Annotated in this window: 18 protein-coding genes; 4 read left to right on the top strand and 14 right to left on the bottom strand. The window is 74.0% G+C overall.

Annotation, left to right across the window (positions count from 1 at the left end):
- Position 1: 1 nt before the first annotated feature.
- Positions 2 to 646 (top strand): hypothetical protein, encoded by a 645-nt coding sequence (locus ACIQF6_RS35330; protein WP_400902807.1) that lies wholly within the window; start codon positions 2 to 4, stop codon positions 644 to 646.
- 78 nt (positions 647 to 724) lie between these two features.
- Here ACIQF6_RS35330 and der read toward each other — a convergent pair whose 3' ends face one another.
- The 4 genes from der to ACIQF6_RS35310 all read right to left on the bottom strand — a co-directional run bounded on the left by der (position 725) and on the right by ACIQF6_RS35310 (position 5,195).
- Positions 725 to 2,176 carry a ribosome biogenesis GTPase Der gene (der, locus tag ACIQF6_RS35325; protein ID WP_400902804.1) on the bottom strand — a complete coding sequence of 484 codons (1,452 nt, stop codon included), beginning with the start codon at positions 2,174 to 2,176 and terminating at the stop codon, positions 725 to 727.
- A 126-nt stretch (positions 2,177 to 2,302) separates the two neighbouring features.
- Complete coding sequence (cmk, locus tag ACIQF6_RS35320; RefSeq protein ID WP_400902802.1) at positions 2,303 to 3,019, bottom strand: (d)CMP kinase; 717 nt, start codon at positions 3,017 to 3,019, stop codon at positions 2,303 to 2,305.
- A gap of 204 nt (positions 3,020 to 3,223) precedes the next feature.
- On the bottom strand, positions 3,224 to 4,036 hold the full coding sequence (locus ACIQF6_RS35315) for a DUF899 family protein (RefSeq protein WP_400902799.1): 813 nt from the start codon (positions 4,034 to 4,036) through the stop codon (positions 3,224 to 3,226).
- A gap of 73 nt (positions 4,037 to 4,109) precedes the next feature.
- Positions 4,110 to 5,195 (bottom strand): prephenate dehydrogenase, encoded by a 1,086-nt coding sequence (locus ACIQF6_RS35310; protein WP_400902797.1) that lies wholly within the window; start codon positions 5,193 to 5,195, stop codon positions 4,110 to 4,112.
- Positions 5,196 to 5,364: 169 nt separating this feature from the next.
- On the opposite strand from ACIQF6_RS35310, the gene ACIQF6_RS35305 reads away from it, so the two are divergent.
- From ACIQF6_RS35305 to ACIQF6_RS35295, 3 genes are read left to right on the top strand one after another with little or no spacing between them, the layout of a single operon-like run.
- Entirely contained in the window at positions 5,365 to 7,452 is a 2,088-nt protein-coding gene (locus tag ACIQF6_RS35305; protein WP_400902794.1) for a DUF4139 domain-containing protein, read from the top strand.
- Complete coding sequence (locus ACIQF6_RS35300; protein ID WP_400902791.1) at positions 7,449 to 9,026, top strand: DUF4139 domain-containing protein; 1,578 nt, start codon at positions 7,449 to 7,451, stop codon at positions 9,024 to 9,026. The genes ACIQF6_RS35305 and ACIQF6_RS35300 overlap by 4 nt, the downstream gene beginning before the upstream one ends.
- Positions 9,027 to 9,069: 43 nt before the next feature.
- A complete protein-coding gene (locus ACIQF6_RS35295; RefSeq protein WP_400902789.1) occupies positions 9,070 to 9,432 on the top strand; it encodes a DUF952 domain-containing protein in 363 nt (120 codons plus the stop codon).
- Between the two features lie 7 nt (positions 9,433 to 9,439).
- On the opposite strand, the gene ACIQF6_RS35290 is transcribed toward ACIQF6_RS35295, so the two are convergent.
- The 10 genes from ACIQF6_RS35290 to ACIQF6_RS35245 all read right to left on the bottom strand — a co-directional run bounded on the left by ACIQF6_RS35290 (position 9,440) and on the right by ACIQF6_RS35245 (position 21,535).
- Positions 9,440 to 10,417, bottom strand: coding sequence for a helix-turn-helix domain-containing protein (locus tag ACIQF6_RS35290; RefSeq protein WP_400902786.1), 978 nt, complete (start codon positions 10,415 to 10,417; stop codon positions 9,440 to 9,442).
- A gap of 211 nt (positions 10,418 to 10,628) precedes the next feature.
- Positions 10,629 to 11,918: a pseudouridine synthase gene (locus ACIQF6_RS35285; protein ID WP_400902783.1), complete on the bottom strand. Its 1,290-nt coding sequence runs from the start codon at positions 11,916 to 11,918 to the stop codon at positions 10,629 to 10,631.
- The gene (scpB, locus tag ACIQF6_RS35280) at positions 11,911 to 12,513 is read right to left on the bottom strand and encodes an SMC-Scp complex subunit ScpB (RefSeq protein WP_400902903.1); all 603 of its coding nucleotides are present in this window, start codon (positions 12,511 to 12,513) and stop codon (positions 11,911 to 11,913) included. Before scpB ends, ACIQF6_RS35285 begins: the two co-directional genes overlap by 8 nt.
- Before the next feature lie 188 nt (positions 12,514 to 12,701).
- The gene (locus ACIQF6_RS35275; RefSeq protein ID WP_400902780.1) at positions 12,702 to 13,502 is read right to left on the bottom strand and encodes a segregation and condensation protein A; all 801 of its coding nucleotides are present in this window, start codon (positions 13,500 to 13,502) and stop codon (positions 12,702 to 12,704) included.
- Between the two features lie 124 nt (positions 13,503 to 13,626).
- A complete protein-coding gene (locus ACIQF6_RS35270) occupies positions 13,627 to 14,088 on the bottom strand; it encodes a hypothetical protein (protein WP_400902900.1) in 462 nt (153 codons plus the stop codon).
- A 41-nt stretch (positions 14,089 to 14,129) separates the two neighbouring features.
- Positions 14,130 to 15,191, bottom strand: coding sequence for a ParA family protein (locus tag ACIQF6_RS35265; RefSeq protein WP_400902898.1), 1,062 nt, complete (start codon positions 15,189 to 15,191; stop codon positions 14,130 to 14,132).
- A gap of 470 nt (positions 15,192 to 15,661) precedes the next feature.
- Positions 15,662 to 16,777 (bottom strand): alanine dehydrogenase, encoded by a 1,116-nt coding sequence (ald, locus tag ACIQF6_RS35260; protein WP_400902777.1) that lies wholly within the window; start codon positions 16,775 to 16,777, stop codon positions 15,662 to 15,664.
- Between the two features lie 240 nt (positions 16,778 to 17,017).
- Positions 17,018 to 18,901 carry a tetratricopeptide repeat protein gene (locus ACIQF6_RS35255; protein ID WP_400902775.1) on the bottom strand — a complete coding sequence of 628 codons (1,884 nt, stop codon included), beginning with the start codon at positions 18,899 to 18,901 and terminating at the stop codon, positions 17,018 to 17,020.
- A gap of 223 nt (positions 18,902 to 19,124) precedes the next feature.
- Positions 19,125 to 19,748, bottom strand: coding sequence for an NUDIX domain-containing protein (locus tag ACIQF6_RS35250; RefSeq protein ID WP_400902772.1), 624 nt, complete (start codon positions 19,746 to 19,748; stop codon positions 19,125 to 19,127).
- Positions 19,749 to 19,864: 116 nt separating this feature from the next.
- A complete protein-coding gene (locus ACIQF6_RS35245; protein ID WP_400902769.1) occupies positions 19,865 to 21,535 on the bottom strand; it encodes a CTP synthase in 1,671 nt (556 codons plus the stop codon).
- Positions 21,536 to 21,539: the final 4 nt, after the last annotated feature.

The following is a 21,539-nucleotide window of genomic DNA, read 5'->3' as shown; positions in this document are numbered from 1 at the left end:
GATGACCGACCCGGTGAACGACCCGGCCGCCGCCGGATCGTCCGACGCCGCGTCAACCCCGGCCGTCCGGGCGGGGGTTGAAGAGGTCAGGGGCGGCAGGCCGGCGATAGGACCGGGGGCGGCGCCCCCGCATCCCAAGCCGGTCTCGCTCGTTGGCTCCTACGTGTACAGCTACGACCTCGCCTCCCCCGGCCGTCCCTCCTCCTCCCCCGCCAGCCGGTCGATCCCGAGCATGCGCCCGTCGTACGACGCGGAGCACCCGGTGTCGGCCACCCCTATCTACGACTCGCTGTACTCCGAATACCGGCGGATGTTCCGGGCGCTGCCGGGCGACCGCTCCGGCGAGGAAGGGCTGAGGTTCACCGGCTTCGCGGTCCGCGACCAGCAGCCGCGCGAGGTCGCGGCCGAGCGGCGCGAGCCGTCCGGGTACCCGCAGCACCAGTCCTTCGACACGTACGCCGGTCAGGCTCCGGGCGCGCCGCAGTTCATGCCCTCGCCGGGGTCCGCCGCACAGGCCAACGGCCAGGGCTGGGTGGCGTCCGGCTACCTCGGCCCGTCCCAGCAGGTCGCCGCTCCGCCCGCCGGCGGTCCGGCGGGCGGGCGGCACCGCTCGGTGCTGTCCCTGCCGCCGGGCCGGGACGCCTGACTCCGTCCCCGTGGACACGGCTGTGGGCCGCGCACACCTTCCCGGTGTCCGCGGCCCACGGCCGTGTCGGTGTCTGTCCTACTTCTTCTTGCGCTTCTCGCGCACCCGGACGGAGATCGAGATCGGGGTGCCCTCGAAACCGAACTCCTCGCGCAGGCGGCGCTCGATGAAGCGGCGGTAGCCGGCCTCCAGGAAGCCGGACGCGAACAGCACGAACCGCGGCGGGCGGGTGCCCGCCTGGGTGCCGAACAGGACGCGCGGCTGCTTGCCGCCGCGGATCGGGTGCGGGTGCGCGGCGACCAGCTCGCCGAGGAAGGCGTTCAGGCGGGCGGTGGGAATGCGGGTCTCCCAGCCGGCCAGCGCGGTCTCGATCGCCGGGACGAGCTTCTCCATGTGGCGTCCGGTCTTCGCCGAGACGTTCACCCGGGGCGCCCACTGGACCTGCACCAGGTCGCGCTCGATCTCGCGCTCCAGGTAGAAGCGGCGCTCCTCGTCGAGCTGGTCCCACTTGTTGTAGGCGATGACGACGGCGCGCCCGGCCTCGACGGCCATCGAGATGATCCGGGTGTCCTGCTCGGCGAGGGTCTCGCTGGCGTCGACCAGGACGACCGCGACCTCGGCCTTGTCCAGCGCGGCGGAGGTCCGCAGCGAGGCGTAGAAGTCCGCGCCGGAGGTCAGGTGGACCCGGCGGCGAATACCGGCGGTGTCGATGAACTTCCAGGTCTTGCCGCCGAGTTCGATCATCTCGTCGACCGGGTCACGGGTGGTGCCGGCCAGCTCGTTGACGACCACGCGGTCCTCGCCGGCGACCTTGTTCAGCAGGCTGGACTTGCCGACGTTGGGGCGGCCGATCAGCGCGACGCGGCGCGGGCCGCCGGGAGCCTGGCCTTCGCCGAACAGCTGCGGCGGGGCCTCCGGCAGCACCTTCAGCACGGCGTCCAGCAGGTCGCCGGAGCCGCGGCCGTGCAGCGCGGAGACGGGGAACGGCTCGCCCAGGCCCAGCGACCACAGGTACGCGGCCTCGGCCTCGGTGGACGGGCCGTCGACCTTGTTGGCGCACAGCACCACGGGCTTGCCGGCGCGGCGGATCAGCTTGATCAGCGCGTCGTCGGTGTCGGTGGCGCCGACGGTGGCGTCCACCACGAACAGCACCGCGTCGGCCTGCTCGATGCCGAGCTCGGCCTGCCCGGCGACCATCGCGTCGATGCCGAGGACGTCGATCTCCCAGCCGCCGGTGTCCAGCACCTTGAAGCGGCGGCCGGCCCACATCGCCTCGTAGCTGACCCGGTCACGGGTCACGCCGGGGCGGTCCTCGACGACCGCCTCGCGGCGGCCGATGATGCGGTTGACCAGGGTGGACTTGCCGACGTTCGGGCGGCCGACAATCGCCAGCACCGGCAGCGGACCGTGGCCGTCCAGGTCGGCGTCGATCTCGGAGGCGTCGAAGCCCTCCTCGGCGGCCAGCGCCATGAACTCGGCGTACTCGGCGTCGCCGAGCTCGCCGTGCTGGGCGGTGGTGTCGTTGCTCATGTTTTCCGTCTTCCATTTCCCGGCCCGGCCCTTCCCAGGGGCGGACCGTGCGTACCTGCCCGGCGGGCAGCGCGAACCGCGCGGATCTCGCGCGGTCGGATCGTCAAAAAGGTGGGGTACTCGGGATCAGGCGGTGGTCAGACCGGCCCGCTCCTCGACCAGTGCGGTGATCGTACCGATCACCTGGTCGAGGGTGAGTTCGCTGGTGTCGACCAGCTCGGCGTCCGCGGCCCGGGTCAGCGGGGCGGTCTCGCGGGAGGAGTCGGCGGCGTCCCGGCGGGCCAGGTCGGCGGCCATCGCGGTGATGGTCGCCTCGTCCAGGCCCTTGGCGCGCAGCTCGGCGGCCCGCCGCTCGGAACGGGCCTGCTCGGACGCGGTCAGGAAGACCTTCACGGTGGCGTCCGGGAACACCACGCTGCCCATGTCTCGGCCCTCGGCGACGATGCCGCGGGCGGCGTGCGAGGCGCAGCCGCGCTGCAGCTCCACCAGCCGGGCCCGCACCGCGGGAACCGCGGCCACCGCGCTGACCTTGGCGGTCACCTCGGGGCCGCGGATCGGGCCGGAGACGTCCTGGCCGTCCACGGTTATGGTCGGCCCGGCGGCGTCGGTGCCGGAGACGATGACCGGCTTGGCGCAGGCGATGGCCACCGCCTCCGGGTCGTCCACGTCCACCTCGTTGGCGAGCATCCACCAGGTCATCGCCCGGTACATGGCGCCGGTGTCCAGAAAGCTCAGGCCCAGCCGCGCGGCCACTGCCCGCGACACCGTCGACTTCCCGGAACCCGAAGGTCCGTCGATGGCGACGACGACCGGGCTGTTCGACGCTCGGTCGACACTGTCCACGGGGCGAACCTCTCTCTCACGGCACAAGAACTCACCTCAAGGTTAATGGACTCCCGCCGTGCCCCGTCCCGGCCCTGCCCGCGGCCCGTGACAAGTGGCCGCGCCGCCCGCGGTCGGTGACAAGTGGCCGCGCCGCCCGTGATCAGTGGCAGTGGCCGCACGGCCCGTGATCAGTGGCAGTGCCAGTGGCCGCGCCGCCCGTGGTCAGTGGCAGTGGCCGCCCCGACCGAGAGTCTCCGCCGGCGACACCCCGGGGCGGGTCCACTGCGGCACCGGGCGGCCGGTCGGGCCCCAGGTCGCCACGCCGTCGACGTCCGTCCGCCAGAACCAGCCCGGCGCGCCCCCGTCCGGCGCCTCCGGCCGGCCGTCCGGAACCGTCTCCCAGCGCTCCCGGCGGCCGTACGGCGTCTGGTCGAGCAGTGCGAGCGAACTGTTGATCCGCTCGGTGCCGCGGCCGGTGGTGCCGTACGTGAGGAACACCCGCTCGCCGTCCCGCAGGAAGCTCAGCAGCCGGCCCATGTCCCCGCCGATCGGCGCGGGCGCGTCGCGCACCGAGAACCACGGCTGCGTGTACCCCATGAACTCCACGTACGGCGCGACCTCCGCCCACGGCCCACTGGTCAGCATCGCGAACGAGACGCCCCGGGCGTTCAGGTACGCGGCGTCCCGCAGGTGCCACGCCACCATCGTGCAGCCCTCGCACTGCCCCTGGAACGGCGCCCCGTCCCACCACATGTGCTGGTACACCACCAGCTCGTCCCGCCCCTCGAACAACTCCCGGAACGCCACCGCCCCACCGGCCCCCACCACCTCGGCCGCCCCGTCCACCTCCACCATCGGCAGCCCCCGCCGAGCCGCCGCCAACGCATCCCCCTCCCGGGTATGCGCCTTCTCCCGCACCAGCAACTCCGCCCGCGCGGCCTCCCACGTCGCCATGTCGACCACCGCCGGCCGCCCGCCAGTCCCACTCGTCACAGAGTCCTCCGTCCGTCGAAGCGGCGCCCCAGCGGCGCCCACCCCTACAGACGGCCCCCGCCCCCGGAACTCATCGGCCCCCGCCCGAGGAGTTCCGCGCAGGCGGGGCCGGAACTCAGTCGCGGACCACCCAGCCGCGGTCGCGCAGGCCCGCGGCCAGGGTGCGGACCACGGTGGGGGCGACGGCCAGCTGGACGTGGCCGACCTGCTGGCCGGTGGAGTGTTCGATGGTGACGTCTTCGATGTTGACGCCGAGAGAGCCGACTTCGCCGAAGAGGCGGCCGAGTTCGCCGGGCTGGTCGCCGAGGACGACGGTGACGGTCTCGTAGCGGGTGGGCGGGGCGCCGTGCTTGCCGGGGATGCGGGCCTGGCCGGTGTTGCCGCGGCGCATGACGGCTTCGATGCCGGCGGCGCCCTCGCGGCGGGCGTTCTCGTCGGCGCCCTGGAGGGCGCGGAGCGCGGTGACCGTGGAGGCGAGGTCGGCGGCGAGGTCGTCGAGGATGTCGGCGACCACGCCCGCGTTGGCGGAGAGGATGTCGATCCACATGGCGGGGTTGGAGGCGGCGATCCGGGTGACGTCCCGCACGCCCTGCCCGGAGAGCCGCACCGCGGTCTCCTCGGCGTGTTCGAGGCGGGCCGCGACCAGCGAGGACAGCAGCTGCGGGGCGTGCGAGACCAGCGCGACGGCCCGGTCGTGCTCGGTGGCGTCCATGACGATCGGCATCGCCCCGCACAGTGCGACGAGTTCGAGGGCAGCGTTGAGCGTCTCGGTGTCGGTGTCGGGGGTCGGCGTGAGCACCCACGGCCGGCCTTCGAACAGGTCGGCGGTGGCGGCGAGCGGCCCGGAGCGTTCGCGGCCGGCCATCGGGTGCGACCCGATGTAGCGGACGGTGTCGAGCCCGAGTGCGGTGATCTCGCCGCGCGGCCCGGCCTTGACGCTGGCGACGTCGGTGTAGCAGCGGGCGAGGCCGCGCCGCTGGCAGTCCGCCAGGACCTTGCCGACCAGCGCCGGGGGGACGGCGATGATCGCCAGGTCGACCGGCCCGTCGGGGAGTTCGGTGGTGCCGGCGCCGAGCGAGGCGGCCGTCCGGGCGGCGTCCTGGTCGGCGTCCTCCAGGTAGACGCTTATGCCGCGGCCGGTGAGGGCGAGCGCTGCGGAGGTGCCGATCAGTCCGGTGCCGATGACGGCGGCTGTGCGCATGGCGGGTTCTCGTCTCGCTGGTCACGGTGCTGGCCGGGCCATTGTCCCGCACCGCCCGGCGGGCAGCGCGGTTGGCCGACGCGCAGCGGAAATCCGGGTGCTGTGACGGCGGTTGGGTGCAGACTGGGCGCCCGGGTCCGGGGTTCGGGCCGGCGGCGAAGGGGGCGAGGTGGCGGGGCAGCAGGCGGTGTGGGAGTCGAGGCTGGAGTCGGTGGTGGTGCACGCGGTGGGCGCGGTGTGCCGGCGCCGCGCGTCGGGTGTGCTGCCGGCGGACGGCCGGGTGCGGGTGGCGGGGCTGCCGCAGCTCGCGGCGGAGGGTTCGCTGCGGGTCCGGGTGCTGGCCGGCGGCGCGCAGGTCGTGGAGGCCCGCGTCGAGGCTGCGGAGCACGTCCGCGAGGACGACGAATCGCCTGCCTGGGAGCGGGAGTTGGTGGAGCTGGGCACGGAGCGCGACCGCCTGCTGGAGCGTCAGGAGCGCCTCGACGCGCGGATCCGCGAGGTGGCGGCGCTGCGCCCGGTGCCGCCGCAGCGCCGCCGGGACGAGGGGCTGCGGCGGGCGCCCGCGGACGCGGTGCTGGAGCTGGCGGAGTTCGTGGACGCGCGCCTGGCTGTGCTGCACGAGCGGGCGGTGGAGCTGGCGCAGCAGGTGCGGCTGGCGGAGCACGCGTTCGACGTGGCGGCGGTCCGGGCGCGGCAGCGGTCGAGTGCCGATCGGCCGGGCGGTGTGGAGTCGTCGGCGCAGGCGCTGGTGACGGTGCGGGGCGCGGGGCCGGTGGAGCTGGAGGTGGAGTACGCGGTGCCGGGCGCGGTGTGGGTGCCGACGTACCGGTTGGCACACCGCCGGGGTGAGCGTTCGGCGCGGCTGGTGCTGCGGGCGTCGGTGGCGCAGCGGACGGGCGAGGACTGGTCGGGGGTGCGGTTGGCGCTGTCGACGGCGGATCTGGCCCGGCCGAGCGGGCTGCCGAGGCTGAGTTCGCTGCGGATCGGCCGCCGCCAGCCGGTTCCGGCGCCGTCGGGGTGGCGGGCGCAGCCGGCGGGGCTGGAGGAGTTGTTCGCCGACTGGGTGGGCGCGCAGGCGTCGAAGCCGGCGCCGGAGTGGCCGCCTGCGGTCTCCGTGGCGCCGATGGTGGCGGCGGCGAAGCCGGCCCGGCCGGCGGGTTTCGCCGGGGCGGGCGCGAAGCGGCCCCGGTCGATGCCCGCCCCGGTCGCGCCGGTCGCGCCGTCGGGCCCACCGCCGCAGGGCCCGCCGCCGGCCCCCGGTGCCCCCGGCCCCGGCGCCCCGGCGCCGGTCGCGGCGACGGCGTTCGGCGGTACGGCGCCGGTGGCGTTCGCGCCGGTGGCGTTCGCGCCGGTGGCGTTCGCGTCGGCGGCGTTCGCGTCGGAGGAGTTGCGGAGCGCGGCGCCGTTCGCGGACCTGGCGGAGCCCTCGGGCGGCCCGCGTCCGTCCACCGACCAGCTGGACTACGCGGGGATGGTCCTGGCCGGCCCGCAGGACGCGGACTTCCGCCGGGGCCGGCTGTTCCCGCGTGGCGAGCCGGCCGTTCCGGAGTCGTGGCAGCAGGCGCAGGCGGTGCGTCACCTGCCCCTGCCCGCGTTCGCGGCGTGGCCGCGCGTCTCGGCGGGGTCGTTCGACCACCGTTTCGACGCGCAGGCCCCGGCGGACATCCCCTCGGACGGGGTGTGGCACACGGTGGCGGTGGCGGAGCTGCCGGTGGAGGTGACGACGCGTTACGTGTGCGTGCCGTCGGTGGAGGAGGCGGTGTACGCGGTGCTGGAGCTGGCGAACGGCACGGCGCACGCGCTGCTGGCGGGGCCGGTGGAGGTGTCGGTGGACGGCGATTTCCTGGCGACGGCGGCGCTGCCGACGCTGGCCCCGGGCGGGGTGCGCGAGGTGGGCCTGGGCCGGGCGGAGGAGGTCCGGGTGGCCCGGCACAGCGAGGTGCGGGAGTCGACGTCGGGGGTGCTGAACTCGACGACGGTGCTGGACCACCAGGTGCGGATCGAGCTGGTGAACCGGCTGCCGCACGACGCGCCGGTGGAGGTCCGCGAGCGGGTGCCGGTGAGCGGCGACGCGGAGGTGCGGATCGAGGAGCGGCCGGGCTGGTCGCCGCCGGACGAGCCGACCGCGCAGCTGCCGTCGTCGGCGCGGATCCGGCGGGTGGTGGTGCCGCCGGGTGGTTCGGCGGAGCTGACGGGCGGTTATGTGATCCGTATCCCGGCCGGTAGGGCCGTGGTCGGCGGGAACCGGAGGAGTTGAACGTGTACGAGGAGACGATCGCCCTTCCGGTGACCGCCGTGACGTGCCTGGAGGACCGGGCGCAGCTGGAGCGGACGGCGGAGCTGGAGCTTTCACCGGGCGTGCACCGGCTGCGGCTGGGCCCGGTGACGGCGCTGGCGGTGGACCGTTCGCTGCATGCGGCGGTGCTGGCCGGGGACGGCGCGCCGACCGACGGGGCGAAGGTGCTGGACGTCCGCCTGGTGCGGTCCTGGCAGCCGCCGGCGCCGCTCGCCCCGGGCCCGGACGATTCGGCGCTGCGGCGGCGGGTGCACCGGTTGGAGCGGGAGTACCTGGCGGAGTCGCGCCGCCAGGAGCGGCTGGAGGCGCGGCTGGCGCTGCTCGGGCAGCTGGCCGCGGACCTGCTGCGGGAGATCGGCGAGGGCGCGGGCGTCGGCGAGTTGGAGCAGGCCCGCTGGTCGCGCGAGCTGGACCGGGTGGACGCGGAACGGGAGTCGTACGGCGAGCAGCTGCGGGCCTCGCGGATGCGCGCGGTGGAGCTGGCGGCGGCCCAGGGGCAGGCGGAGCTGGCGCTGGCCCGGGCCGAGGAGGAGCCGGCCGAGCTGCTGGCGTTCGTGGAGCTGTCGGTGGAGTGCGCCGTGCCGGGCCGGTTCCTGGCCCGGGTGGGGCATCTGTCGGCGTGTGCCCTGTGGCGGCCCGCGTACCGGGCCGAACTGGTGGGCGACACGCTGCGGTTGGAGACCGAGGCGGTGGTGTGGCAGCGCACCGGCGAGGACTGGTCGGGCGTCGCGCTGACGCTGTCGACGGCCCGCTCGGCGTCGGCGGGCGAGCCTCCGGCGCTGCTGGAGGACCGGCTGGTGCTGCGGGAGCGCTCGGCGCAGGAGAAGAAGACCGTCGAGGTGGAGCTGCGCGAGCAGCTGATCTCCGACGCCGGACCGCTGGAGCCGGGCCTGCCGGGGGTGGACGACGGCGGCGAGGTGCGGGTGCTGCGGGCCGCCGAGCCGGTCACGGTGCCCTCGGACGGGCGGGCGCACCGGGTGCCGGTGAGCGCGTTCGAGACCGGGGCGCGCAGCGAGTTCGCGGCGGTGCCGGAGCTGTCGGAGCTGGTGACGGAGGTGGTGTCGTTCCGCAACGCCTCGGGGCACGCGCTGCTGGCGGGCCCGGTGGACCTGGTGCGCGGCTCCGGCTGGACCGGCCGGGGCGCGCTGGAGTTCGCCGCGCCGGGCGCGCCGGTGCGCCTGGCGTTCGGCTCCACGGACGGCCTGCGGGTGGTCCGGGAGGCCGAGGAGCGCCGCGAGGGCGTCGGCCTGGGCGACCGGCGCACCCTGCTGACCCGCACGGTGCGCCTGCACCTGTCGCGGTTCTCCGCGCCCGGCGAGGACGCCGAGCAGGTGGTGACGGTCCGCGAGCGGATCCCGGTCTCCGAGGTGCAGGCGGTGGAGGTGCGGCTGCTGGGGGACCGGTGCGCGCCGCCGCCGGACGAGCTGGACGCCGACGGCATCGCCCGCTGGGAGGTGCCGCTGCCGCCGGGCGGCCGGCGCACCGTGACGCTGGTGTACGAGGTGTCGGCGACGGCGAAGGTGGCGGGCCTGTGAGCGGCCGCTCCCGACGGGCCGTCAACTCCGGTACAAAAGAGACATGATCTACCATCTCGCCCCGCTGGACGACTGGCTGCGCGACCCGGGCCGGCCGTACACCGCCGCCTCGCTGCTCACCGAGGGCTTCCTGCACTGCTCGCCGGACGAGACCACGGTGCTGGCGGTCGCCAACCTGTTCTTCCCGGACACGCCGGATCCGCTGATGGCGCTGCTGATCGAGGAGAAGCTCGTCGAACCGATGGTGAAGTGGGAGGCGGCCACCGGCGGGCCGCCTCCCGGCAGCACCCCGGGGGTGCTGTTCCCGCACATCTACGGGCGGCTGAACCGGACGGCCGTGGTGGGCCTGGAGAAGCTGGAGCGCGGCCCGGACGGGCGCTGGGCCGCGCTGCTCCCCTGGAGCTGACCGGGCGTCACAGCCAGCCGCGCTCGCGGGCCGCCATCCCGGCCTGGAACCGGGTGGTGGCCCCGAGTTCGCGCATCAGGCCCTGCAGGCGGCGCTGAGTGGTACGGGCGCTCCAGCCGAGCGAGCGGGCGATCGACTCGTCGGTGAGGCCGGCGGCGAGCAGCCCGAGCAGCTTCAGGTGGTCGGAGTCCGGCCCGGGCCCGTCCCCGCCGCCGATGACCGTCTGCAGCGGCACGGCCCGCTCCCACTCGGCCTCGAACAGCGCGTCCAGGGCCTGCAGCAGGGCGGACGGGTGGATGACGTACGCGGCGTCCAGGACGCTGTCGCCGACGCTGATCGGGATGATCGCCATCTTGTCGTCGGCCATCATCATCTTCATCGGCAGCACCGGCCGGACCCGGGCCTCCTCGCCGTCCTCGACGCCGGTGAGGATCTCCTGCTCCAGCCGTCCGGGCCAGGCGATCGCCTCCTTGTCGAAGACGGTGCGGATCCGCACCCCGGCCTTGAGCTTGGCCCGCTGCCGGGGCTGCTGCACGGTCGGGTCCTGCACGTACGGCGGGCAGTCGAAGCCGCGAATCTGGTACTGGCCGGACTCCACCAGGTGGTCCAGCCGCTGGTTGATCGCCTCGCCGCCGGTGAGCACCTCCACCGAGTGCGCCGGGTCGGTGTACCGGGAGGCCTCCCGGAACGCGTCCATCAGGCGGTGCATCTCGGCACGGGCGGACCGCAGTTCGGCCTCGCGGTGGCCTATCAGGGTGCCGATGGCGACGTCGGGGGCGACGGCCAGGTAGCGCTCCCGGTCGACCGGGGCGCGCGTCGCCATGCCCTGTTCGGCGAGGCGGTCCAGCGCCTGCCGGCACTGCTCCAGGGTCAGGCCGCAGTGTTCGGCCAGCTCCTGGGCGGTCGACTGCGGCGCGACGACCAGCGCGGCGTACACCTGGCCGTCCGGCCGGCCGAGGCCCAGCACGGTGAATGCGTCGAGCATGAACTTCCTTCCCCCGCCGCCCCGTCCCCTGACGCGATGGCGCACTTCCGCCACGCGCCGGGGCGAACTTCGGTGGCAATTTTCTGCCAACGGGTCGAACGATAGCAAGGCCGCACGGCCCCGCTCACCGGTCAAGACCCGGCAAAGTCCTCCGTACACGCCGGGAGCCCGCCCGCCGTCGCACGGCGAACGGGCTCCCGAAGGCGAGCCGTTACAGCCCGACCTCGTGCATCAGCGCCCCCACCTCGGGGTTGGTCAGGCGGCGCAGCCAGCCCGACTTCTGGTCGCCGAGCGAGATCGGCCCGAAGGCGGTCCGCACCAGCTTCTCCACCGGGAAGCCGACCTCGGCCAGCAGGCGGCGCACGATGTGCTTGCGACCCTCGTGCAGGGTCACCTCGACCAGGTAGTTCTTGCCGACGTTCGAGATCACCTTGAAGCTGTCGGCGCGCGCCCAGCCGTCCTCCAGCTCCACGCCCTTGGCGAGCTGCTTGCCCAGGTCGCGCGGGATCGGGCCCTGGATGGCCGCCAGGTACGTCTTGGTGACGCCGTACTTGGGGTGGGTCAGGCGGTGCGCCAGCTCGCCGTGGTTGGTGAGCAGGATGATGCCCTCGGTCTCGGTGTCCAGGCGGCCGACGTGGAACAGCCGGGTCTCCCGGTTGGTCACGTAGTCGCCCAAGCACTGGCGGCCCTCCGGGTCCTCCATGGTGGAGACCACGCCGGCCGGCTTGTTCAGCGCGAAGAACAGGTAGGACTGGGTGGCGACGGTCAGCCCGTCGACCTTGATCTCGTCCTTCATCGGGTCGACCCGCAGGCCCTGCTCGACCACGAGCTTGCCGTTGACCTCGACCCGGCCCTGCGCGATCAGCTCCTCGCAGGCGCGTCGGCTGCCCATGCCGGCCCGGGCCAGCACCTTCTGCAGACGCTCGCCCTCCTCGCCGACCTGCTTGCCGGGGCCCTCGTGGCGGGCCAGCACCCGGTCCTCGATCTTGCCCTGCAGCTCGCGCGAACGCTGCGGCTGACGCCGCGGGTCGCCGGGCGCGCCCTGCCCGTCCCGACGCGGCCGGGGCGCCGCCCCGGGCTTGCGCGAACCGTAGGCGCTGTACGACGGCGTCGCGTTCGGGCCGCCGCCGTACTCGGGGCGGTCGTACTTGCGCTCCTCCGGCCGCAGCGGCCGGTCCGGGTAGCGGCGCTCCTCGCGCCCGCTGCCGCCGCGCGACGACCCGCCGTACGAGCCCGAGCCGCCGCCGTACGAGCCGCCGCCACGGGACGAGCCACCCTGGCCGCCGCCGTACGAGCCGCCGCGGGACGAACCGCCCTGGCCGCCGCCGCCGTACGAGCCGCCGCCGCGGGACGAACCGCCCCGGCCGCCCTGGCCGCCCTGGCCGCCGCCCTGGCCGTAGGACGAACCGCCGCGGCTGCCGCCCTGCTGGCCGCCCCGGCCGCCCTGTCCACCCCGGCCCTGACCGCCGCCGCTGTTCCTGCCGTTGCCACTGCTACGCATCAAAATGTCCGTACGTCGTATCCGTCTGGGTCCGGTCGGCCTGGTTCGGCCCCTCCTGTGCGGCGGCGACCGCCTGCGCGATCATCGTGCCCTCCAGGGACTCCGTTTCCACGTCGTCGACCTCGGGCAGGAAGGGCGCGAGCTCCGGCAGCTCGTCCAGGCCGCGCAGCCCCATCCGTTCCAGGAAGTAGTTCGTCGTCCGATACAGGATCGCTCCGGTCTCGGGCTCGGTGCCGGCTTCTTCGACCAGTCCTCGCTGTACCAGGGTACGCATCACGCCGTCGCAGTTCACACCACGGACCGCGGAAACCCGCCCGCGCGACACCGGCTGCCGGTACGCCACCACCGCCAGCGTCTCCAGCGCGGCCTGCGTGAGCCGGGCCTGCTGCCCGTCCAGCACGAACCGCTCCACCGCCGCGGAGCACTCCGCGCGGCTGTAGAACCGCCACCCGCCGGCCACCTGCCGCAGCTCGAACCCGCGCCCCTGCGCCGTGTACTCGGCGGCCAACTGCCGCAGTACGGCGGCCACTTCGCCCTGCGGCGCAGCCAGCGCCGAGGCCAGTCGGCCCTCCGCGACCGGCTCGTCGGCGACCATCAGCACCGCCTCCAGCTCCGCCCGCAGCGGCGCCCCGGGCTCCGGCAGCGGCTCCGGATCCGGATCCGGCAGCGCCAGGACGCGTTCCACCGGCTCCACCCGCTCGCCGTCGGGGTACGCCGACTCCTGCCACTCCCCGGGCCGGGCCTGTCCGGGCAGGCCGAGCGCCCGCCGCGACTGCCGCTCCGTCATCGGGAACCGCCTTCCTCGCCACCGCCCGCGGGGCGGTCGAACTCGTCGGTCACCTCGACCGTCCGGTCCCCCTCGGCGACCCAGCGCACCACCAGCTCCTCCAGGGCCTGCGGCTGCTCGAACGCCAGCACCTTCTCCCGGTACAGCTCCAGCAGCGCCAGGAACCGGGCCACCACCACCAGCTCGTTGTCCGCGTCCTCGACCAGCCGCCCGAACGTCGCCTCCCCCAGCGCGGTCAGCCGCTCCACCACCAGCGCCGCCTGCTCCCGCACGCTCACCGGTGGCATGTGGATGTGGTCCACGTACACCGCCGGCTTCGGCTTCGGCACGAACGCCCGCGCCGCCAGCTGCGCGAACCGCTCCGGCCCGATCGACAGCACCACCTCGGGCAGCAGCTGCGCGTGGTGCGGCTCCAGCCCGACCGTCCGCGGCCGGCGCGACGACTCCGCCGCCCACCGCTCGGCGAACAGCTCCGCCACCTTCTTGTACGCCCGGTACTGCAACAGCCGCGCGAACAGCAGGTCCCGCGCCTCCAGCAGCGCCAGGTCCTCCTCGTCCTCGACCTCGGCGGCCGGAAGCAGCCGCGCCGCCTTCAGGTCCAGCAGCGTCGCCGCCACCACCAGGAACTCCGTCGCCGCGTCCAGGTCCCACTCCGGCCCCATCGCCCGGATGTGCGCCACGAACTCATCGGTGACCTGCGACAACGCCACCTCGGTGACGTCCATCCTGTGCTTCGCGATCAGCCCGAGCAGCAGGTCGAACGGCCCCTCGAAGTTCTCCAACCGGACCTGGAACATAACGGCCAATTCTGGCAGGCAAGCGCTGGCGGGCGCGAAACCAGGGGCGCGAGGAACTGCGCGAGTCGGAAGGCGAACGCCGGAAAGATCGCGCCGCCGGCAGCAAGTTGCACGTGGGTGCGACTCAGCGCCCCCGCAACCGCCGCACCAGGATCGACGCTTCGCCTCGCTGCTCCAGATCCGCCAGCACAACCGAGATCGCCTCGCGCACCACCCGCCCGCGATCGACCGCGAGCCCGTGCTCGCCGCGCAGCACCAGCCGCGCGTGCTCCAGGTCCATCAGCTCCTCGGCGGACACGTACACGGTGATCTTCTCGTCGTGCCGCTCCCGCCCGGACGGGCGCCGGGCCCGTCCGCGTCCGCGCACCGTCGTGGTCGCCGCCCGTCGGGCCGCCTCCGCGGGGTCCTCCGCGCGCCCCGCGGGCGCGGCTCCGGGCTCCGGCCGGGCGGCCGGGACGTCGGCCGTGCGGCCCGCCCCGGCCCCGCTCTGGCCGTCCTTCGGAGGCTCCTGCGCCCCCGCGGCACCGCCGGAGGCACTCGCGCCGCCGCCGGAACCGTTGCGGGCGAGCGAGGGCGACAGGGCCATTCCGCCGGTCGCCCGGAACAGCTCGTCGGCCCCCGGGAGACTCACTCGACGGGGCGGCACCGGTCGAGCACCTCCCTGGCGAGCTGTCGGTAGGCGGCCGCGCCCACCGAGTTGGTGGCGTAGGTGGTGATCGGCTCGCCGGCCACGGTGGTCTCGGGGAACCTGACGGTCCGTCCGATGACGGTGTGGAAGACGTGCTCGCCGAACGCCTCGACGACCCGGGCCAGCACCTCGCGCGAGTGCACGGTGCGGGAGTCGTACATGGTGGCGAGGATGCCGTCCAGGCGCAGTTCGGGGTTGAGCCGCTCGCAGACCTTCTCGATGGTCTCGGTGAGCAGCGCGACGCCGCGCAGCGCGAAGAACTCGCATTCCAGCGGCACGATGACGCTGTGAGCGGCCGTCAGGGCATTGACCGTCAGCAGGCCCAGCGAGGGCTGGCAGTCGATGATGACGTAGTCGTAGTCGGGCAGCAGCGGCTTGAGCGCGCGGGCCAGCGCGGACTCGCGGGCGACCTCGCTGACCAGCTGCACCTCGGCGGCCGACAGGTCGATGTTGGACGGCAGCAGGTCCATGCCGGGGATGGCGGTCTTCAGCAGGACCTCATCGGCCGTCAGGCCCCGCTCCATGAGCAGGTTGTAGACCGTGACGTCGAGTTCCATCGGGTTGACGCCGAGGCCGACGGAGAGCGCGCCCTGCGGGTCGAAGTCCACCAGCAGGACCCGGCGGCCGTACTCGGCGAGTGCGGCGCCCAGGTTGATGGTGGAGGTGGTCTTGCCGACTCCGCCCTTCTGGTTGCACATCGCGATGATCTGCGCGGGGCCGTGCTCGGCGAGCGGCGCGGGGATCGGGAAGTACGGCAGCGGCCGGCCGGTCGGTCCGACCCGCTCGCGGCGCTGGCGGGCCGCGTCGGGGGCCAGCGTGGCGGCGTACTCGGGGTCGGGCTCGTACTCGGCGTCCGGGTCGTCGTACGGCCCGTAGCCGAGCTCGTTGTAGGCCAGGCCGTACGCCGCGAAGTCGGCGTCGTAGTCGGTGGCGGCTGTCGCCGCGCTCTGGCGCGCCTCGAAGGTACGGACCGCGACCGAGCCGACCTCCTGCGCACCCACCGTGGCGTGCCGGGCTTCCTCGTTCGGCTGCCCGGCGGAGAGCTCCGCCAGTCCTGGCTGACCACCCCCGGGAGCAAATGTCGACTCATTCACAAGTCGTCTTACCTCCTTGGACATCCAGGACTCTATGTCGATTCGTCAGCGTGGCAGCATGCCAACGGTTTGCGACTCTAGGCCGTTTCGGGCATTCGCAGCAACACAATCCACGGTAGTGGGCCGGTTGTGTCGGCCACTCACCCACCCCGTGTCAAGAGACGACCCTAACGTTTCCGCGCAGGCGGTGGGCCATGAGGGGGCGTCAGACAGGCGTCAGGTGTCCTTGTCGACAGAGCGGGTGACAAACCGCACCGCAATTGACCGGCCGTGGACACCTCCGGACATCCCGGCGAAACCCCCGGGGCGTTTCGGGCATGCCGAAGCCCCCGAACCGAAGGGTGAGGACGGCCGGGGGCGACAGCGGGTGCGGGGCGTCAGGCGAGGACGCTCTCCAGCGAGACCGACTCCAGGCCGAAGGCCTCGGCGACGGCCGGGAAGGTGATCTGGCCCTCGTGGACGTTCAGGCCCTTGGCCAGGGCGGCGTCGCGGCGCAGCGCCTCCTTCCAGCCACGGTTCGCCAGCTCCACCACGTACGGCAGGGTGGCGTTGGTGAGGGCGTAGGTGGAGGTGTTCGGGACGGCGCCCGGCATGTTCGCCACGCAGTAGAAGACCGAGTTGTGGACCTGGAAGGTCGGCTCGGCGTGCGTGGTGGCGTGCGAGTCCTCGAAGCAGCCGCCCTGGTCGATGGCGATGTCGACGAGCACGGAGCCCGGCTTCATGCGGGAGACCAGCTCGTTGGTGACGAGCTTCGGGGCCTTGGCGCCCGGGATCAGCACGGCGCCGATGACCAGGTCGGCCTCGACGACGGCCTTCTCCAGCTCGAAGGAGTTGGAGACGATGGCCTTGATCTTGTTGCCGAAGATCTTGTCGGCCTCGCGCAGCTTGTTGATGTCGCGGTCCAGCAGGGTCACGTCGTAGCCCATGCCGATGGCGATGGTGGCCGCGTGCCAGCCGGAGACGCCACCGCCGATGACGACGGCCTTGGCCGAGTGGGTGCCGGGCACGCCACCGGGCAGGGTGCCGCGGCCGCCGGCCGGACGCATCAGGTGGTACGAGCCGACCTGCGGGGCCAGGCGGCCCGCGACCTCGGACATCGGGGCGAGCAGCGGCAGCGCGCCGTTCGTCAGCTGCACGGTCTCGTACGCGATGGCGGTGGTGCCGGAGGCGATCAGCGCGTCGGTGCCGGGGCGGTCGGCAGCCAGGTGCAGGTAGGTGAAGAGGGTCTGGCCCTTGCGCAGTCGGTGGTACTCCGACGCGATGGGCTCCTTCACCTTGAGGATCATGTCGGCCGCGGCCCACACCTCGTCGGCGGTGGGGAGGATGGTCGCACCGGCGGCCACGTACTCCTCGTTGGGGATCGAGGAGCCGACACCGGCGTTGTCCTCGATGACGACCTCGTGTCCGTTGCGGACCAGCTCATGCACGCCGGCAGGCGTGATGGCCACGCGGTACTCGTGGTTCTTGACCTCGCGGGGGATGCCGACCTTCACGGCTAACACGTCCTCTTGCCATGGGGAACCTACCGGGGGAAGACCGGCGGGGCGACGCGCACGAGGGGTACAACGGGGCAACCGGTGCATAGATCCATGCGCGACCGAGTTCGATTGTAATGAAGCCCAGGAAGCGTGTCAGCCTTCCAAAGAGAACAAATCAGCTCGACTCATTGGCAAGTTCGTAGGCTTGCAGGCCTCCTGGGGCCATTTTTCGGGGTGAACTCCGCACTCAAGACACTACTCCGAAAGCGGTCGAAACCCCTCCTGGCCGAGGTGCTCCCGCAGCCGCCCGGCCAGCGCCGCGACCCGCTGCCGACCTTCCCGGTCGCCGATCCGGCGCAGCACCGCCGCGGCCGAGCGGTACTCGCGCAGCGCCTCCTCGAACCGCCGCAGCGCGGTGTGCGCCTCCGCCAGCCGCACCAGCAGCCGGGCCTCCGTGACCTGGTCGCCGACCGCCTGCCGCAGTGCCAGCGCCCGCCCGTACGCGTCGGCGGCCCGCAGCGGATCGCCGAGCGCCCGGTGGCAGTGGCCCACCGACTCCAGCGCCCGGGCGCAGCCGGCCTCGTCGCCCGCGCCCCGGAACAGCTCCACGGCCCGCCGGTAGCGCTCGGCGGCCTGCTCCCAGCGGTCCGCGTCGGCCTGCAGGTCGCCGAGGTTGAGCAGCGCGGCGGCGGCCCGGCGCGGGGCGCCCTGGCGCCGGGCGACCTTCAGCACCGACTCGTGCAGCGCGTGCAGGTCCGCCGGCGCGGCCTCCCCGGTCAGCGGCAGGGCGCGCAGCAGGGCCGTCACCAGGCGGCCCGCGGTGCCGTCCAGGTCGCCCTGGCCGACGGCGTCCGCGACCGCCGCCAGCAGCTGCTCGCGCTCCCCCAGCAGCCACTGCCCGGCGTGCGCGGCCGAACGCAGCCGCAGCGGCCCCGGCAGCGGGTCGGGGTTCGGGCCGGCCGCCGGGTCCAGCAGCAGCCGCGCCGAGTCGACCAGCCGCACCAGCCGCTCCAGCAGCCGGGCCCGGGCCAGCTCCAGTTCGGACGGCCGGTCGATCTCGGCGCGCAGCTCCACCAGCCGCCCGTACAGCCGTCCCGGCACCCGGTAGCGCTCGGTGCCGTCGGCGGCGGCCGGCTCCCGCTCCATCAGCTCCAGCTCGGCCAGCGCCGCCAGGTGCGTCCCGGCCTCCGGCGCCGGGCAGCCCACCAGCGCCGACGCGGTCCGCAGGTCGACCTGCTGGCCCGGCGCCAGCGTGCACAGCCGCAGCAGCCGCGCCCGGGCCGCCGGCAGCCGCCGGTACGCGGGCTCGAACGCCCCCCGCAGCGGGTCGCCCTCCACCACCGGCACGGTGTCCGGCCGCTCCGCCGCCGTGCGGGAGCGCTCCCGCGGCTGTTCCACGGGCTGCCGCAGCCGGACGGCGGCCTCGGTGACGGGCAGTCGGGGCTCGCTGCGCAGCCAGCCCGCGGCCAGCCGCAGCGCCGCCGGACGGTTGGCGCACGCCTCGGCGAGCTCGGCCGCGCCGACCGGGTCGCAGGAGATCCGGGTGCCGCCGACGAGGACGGACAGCAGCTCGACCGCACCGCGGTGCTCCAGGCCGCCGAGGATCACCGGGTCGATGCCGTCGATGCCGGTCAGCGGCCCCGAGGTGGTGGCCAGCACCAGCGACTCGGTCTTCTCGGCGAGCAGCGGCCACACCTGGCCGGTGTCCCGCACGTCGTCCAGCAGCAGCAGCGCCCGCCGCGCGGCCAGGGCCTCCCGCAGCGCCTCGCACGCCGGGTCCTCCTCGGCGGCGCCGGGCAGCAGCGCCAGGCCGGGCCGCTCGCCGAGCTGGTCCAGCAGCATCCGGGCGGCCCGCCCCGCGCCCACCCGCGTCCCGTCGGGCGCGGACAGCCGCGCGTACAGCAGCCCGTCCGGGTACTCGGCGACGACGTTGCGGGCCCACTGCACGGCCAGCGCGGTGCGGCCCGAGCCCGGCCGCCCCGCCAGCACCAGCAGCCGTCCGCGCCCCGGCGAGGGCCGCCCGGCGGCCACCGTCAGCGCCGCGAGTTCCGCCGTCCGGCCCCCGAACGGCCGGGCGGCCCCGGGCAACGCGTCGAAGATCCCGGCCGCCTCGGCCACCGCCGCCGCATCCCTCGCCACCCGCGCCACTCCCGACCCGTCGCCCAGCGCCCCGGACCCGCACACCGGGCCCTGTCCGCGAAGCGTAGTTCGACCACCCCGCCACGCCGAGACACCCCGGTGCCGCCCACCCCCACACCACCCCCCCGGCCCAACAGGCGCAAGGTCCGGATTCGGCGGAACGGGGCCCCGGACCGGGCGGGAGCGGCCGGTGGGAGAGGAGCGGTGCGCCCGGGGCGCGCGCTCAGAACGGCCGGGCCGCCCACGGTGCGTCGGCCGGGCGGAGGGCGTCGATGCTGCCGCGGGACAGCGCGGCGTGCAGGGCGAGGGTGCCGGTGACCAGCGTGGGGTTGTGGAGTTCGCCGGCCAGCACCAGGTCGAGGAGTTGTTCGAGCGGGATCCAGGCGGATTCCAGTTCCAGTTCCTCGCCGTGGGCGGCGTAGCGCTCGCCGTCGGCCTCGGACAGGTCGGTGGCGAGGAAGAGCCGCAGGGCCTCGTTGCTGCCGCCGGGCGAGGTGTAGAAGTCGACCAGCACGCGCCACGTCCCGGCCTTGCAGTACGCCTCTTCGAAGAGCTCGCGCCGGGCCGCGTGCAGCGGGTTCTCCCCGGGGACGTCCAGCAGCCCGGCGGGCAGCTCCCACAGCCGGTGCCGGACGGGGTGCCGGTACTGGCGCAGGACCAGGACGCGGGCCTGCTGGTCGACGGCGAGGATGCCGACCGAGCCGGGGTGGAGCTGGTAGTCGCGCCGGGCCCAGCTGCCGTCGGGCATCCGCACCTGCTCGGAGCGCATGCCGGTCATCCTGCCCTGGAACGGCGTGTGCCCGTCCCGGACGTCCCACTCCTCGGCCACATCGCGAATCCCGGTCACCCGGCACCACCCCTTCTCGTCAGTCCGACACAATCTAGCGGACCGGGCCGCCCCGACACGCCGAGGCCGCCCGCCCCGGAGCGAACTCCGGGACGGGCGGCCTCAGCAGGAACCGATCAGCCGACCTTGCGGTCGATCGCCGCGGCGACCAGGCCCGCGAACAGCGGGTGCGGCCGGGTCGGGCGGGACTTCAGCTCGGGGTGCGCCTGGGTGGCGACCAGGTAGGGGTGGACCTCGCGCGGGTACTCGACGTACTCGACCAGGTCGCCCTTCGGGGAGAGGCCGGAGAACTGCAGGCCGGTCTTCTCCAGGTCCGCGCGGTAGGCGTTGTTGACCTCGTAGCGGTGGCGGTGGCGCTCCTCGACGTACTGCTCGCCGCCGTACACCTCGCGCACGATGGAGCCCTCGGCGAGCTTCGCCGGGTACAGGCCCAGACGCATGGTGCCGCCCAGGTCGCCCTTGCCGTCGACGATGGCGAGCTGCTCGGCCATGGTCGAGACGACCGGGTGCTTGGCGGCCGGGTCGAACTCGGTGGAGTTCGCCTCGGGCAGGCCGGCCAGGTTGCGGGCGGCCTCGATGACCACGCACTGCAGACCCAGGCAGAGGCCCAGCAGCGGGATCTTGTTCTCGCGGGCGTAGGTGATCGCGCCGACCTTGCCGTTGACGCCGCGGTCGCCGAAGCCGCCGGGGATGCAGATCGCGTCGACGTCACCGAGCTGCTCCTGCGCGCCCTCGGGGGTCTCGCAGTCGTCGGAGGTGACCCACTTGATCTCGACCCGCGCGTTGTTGGCGAAGCCGCCGGCGCGCAGCGCCTCGGTCACCGACAGGTACGCGTCCGGCAGGTCGATGTACTTGCCGACCAGGGCGACCTTGACCACGTGCTGCGGCTCGTGGACGCGGCGCAGCAGGTCGTCCCAGACCGTCCAGTCGACGTCGCGGAACGGCAGGTCGAGGCGGCGCACCACGTAGGCGTCCAGGTTCTCGCCGTGCAGCACCTTGGGGATGTCGTAGATCGACTTGGCGTCGATCGCGGCGACCACGGCCTCCTCGTCGACGTCGCACATCAGCGAGATCTTGCGCTTGATGGCCTGCGGCACCTCGCGGTCGGCGCGCAGCACGATCGCGTCGGGCTGGATGCCGATGTTGCGCAGCGCGGCCACCGAGTGCTGGGTGGGCTTGGTCTTGAGCTCGCCGGACGGGCCGATGTACGGCAGCAGCGAGACGTGCACGAAGAAGACGTTGTCCCGGCCGACCTCGTGGCGGACCTGGCGGACCGCCTCCAGGAACGGCAGCGACTCGATGTCGCCGACGGTGCCGCCGACCTCGGTGATCACCACGTCGACGTCCTCGGTCGCCATCCGGCGGATCCGGGACTTGATCTCGTTGGTGATGTGCGGGATGACCTGGACGGTGTCGCCGAGGTACTCGCCGCGCCGCTCCTTGGCGATCACGGTGGAGTAGACCTGGCCGGTGGTGACGTTCGCCGAGCCGTGCAGGTTGGTGTCGAGGAAACGCTCGTAGTGACCGATGTCGAGGTCGGTCTCGGCGCCGTCGTCGGTGACGAAGACCTCACCGTGCTGAAACGGGTTCATGGTGCCCGGGTCCACGTTGAGGTACGGGTCGAGCTTCTGCATGGTCACGCGGAGGCCGCGGGCCTTGAGCAGGGCGCCGAGGCTGGAGGCGGTGAGGCCCTTGCCGAGCGAAGAGGCGACACCCCCGGTGACGAAGAGGTGCTTGGTCGTCACGGCGCGGCCGTTGGCCGACTTGCCGGAATGGGGCTGTGCCAAGAGG

Source organism: Kitasatospora sp. NPDC092948 (assembly GCF_044754805.1).
In the GTDB taxonomy this organism is placed as follows: Bacteria; Actinomycetota; Actinomycetes; order Streptomycetales; family Streptomycetaceae; genus Kitasatospora.
Note: the sequence above shows the minus strand (reverse complement) of the source record. Positions and strands in the feature narration are given on the sequence as shown.

What these genes read in the sequence shown, in the direction of transcription:
- ACIQF6_RS35310 (WP_400902797.1), bottom strand. Translation starts at nt 5,195, where the DNA reads ATGCGCACAGCCGCCGTCATCGGCACCGGACTGATCGGCACCTCCGCA.
- ACIQF6_RS35270 (WP_400902900.1), bottom strand. Translation starts at nt 14,088, where the DNA reads ATGGCCCTGTCGCCCTCGCTCGCCCGCAACGGTTCCGGCGGCGGCGCG.
- der (WP_400902804.1), bottom strand. Translation starts at nt 2,176, where the DNA reads ATGAGCAACGACACCACCGCCCAGCACGGCGAGCTCGGCGACGCCGAG.
- scpB (WP_400902903.1), bottom strand. Translation starts at nt 12,513, where the DNA reads ATGGTCGCCGACGAGCCGGTCGCGGAGGGCCGACTGGCCTCGGCGCTG.
- ACIQF6_RS35295 (WP_400902789.1), top strand. Translation starts at nt 9,070, where the DNA reads ATGATCTACCATCTCGCCCCGCTGGACGACTGGCTGCGCGACCCGGGC.
- ACIQF6_RS35330 (WP_400902807.1), top strand. Translation starts at nt 2, where the DNA reads ATGACCGACCCGGTGAACGACCCGGCCGCCGCCGGATCGTCCGACGCC.
- ACIQF6_RS35290 (WP_400902786.1), bottom strand. Translation starts at nt 10,417, where the DNA reads ATGCTCGACGCATTCACCGTGCTGGGCCTCGGCCGGCCGGACGGCCAG.
- ACIQF6_RS35275 (WP_400902780.1), bottom strand. Translation starts at nt 13,502, where the DNA reads ATGTTCCAGGTCCGGTTGGAGAACTTCGAGGGGCCGTTCGACCTGCTG.
- ACIQF6_RS35285 (WP_400902783.1), bottom strand. Translation starts at nt 11,918, where the DNA reads ATGCGTAGCAGTGGCAACGGCAGGAACAGCGGCGGCGGTCAGGGCCGG.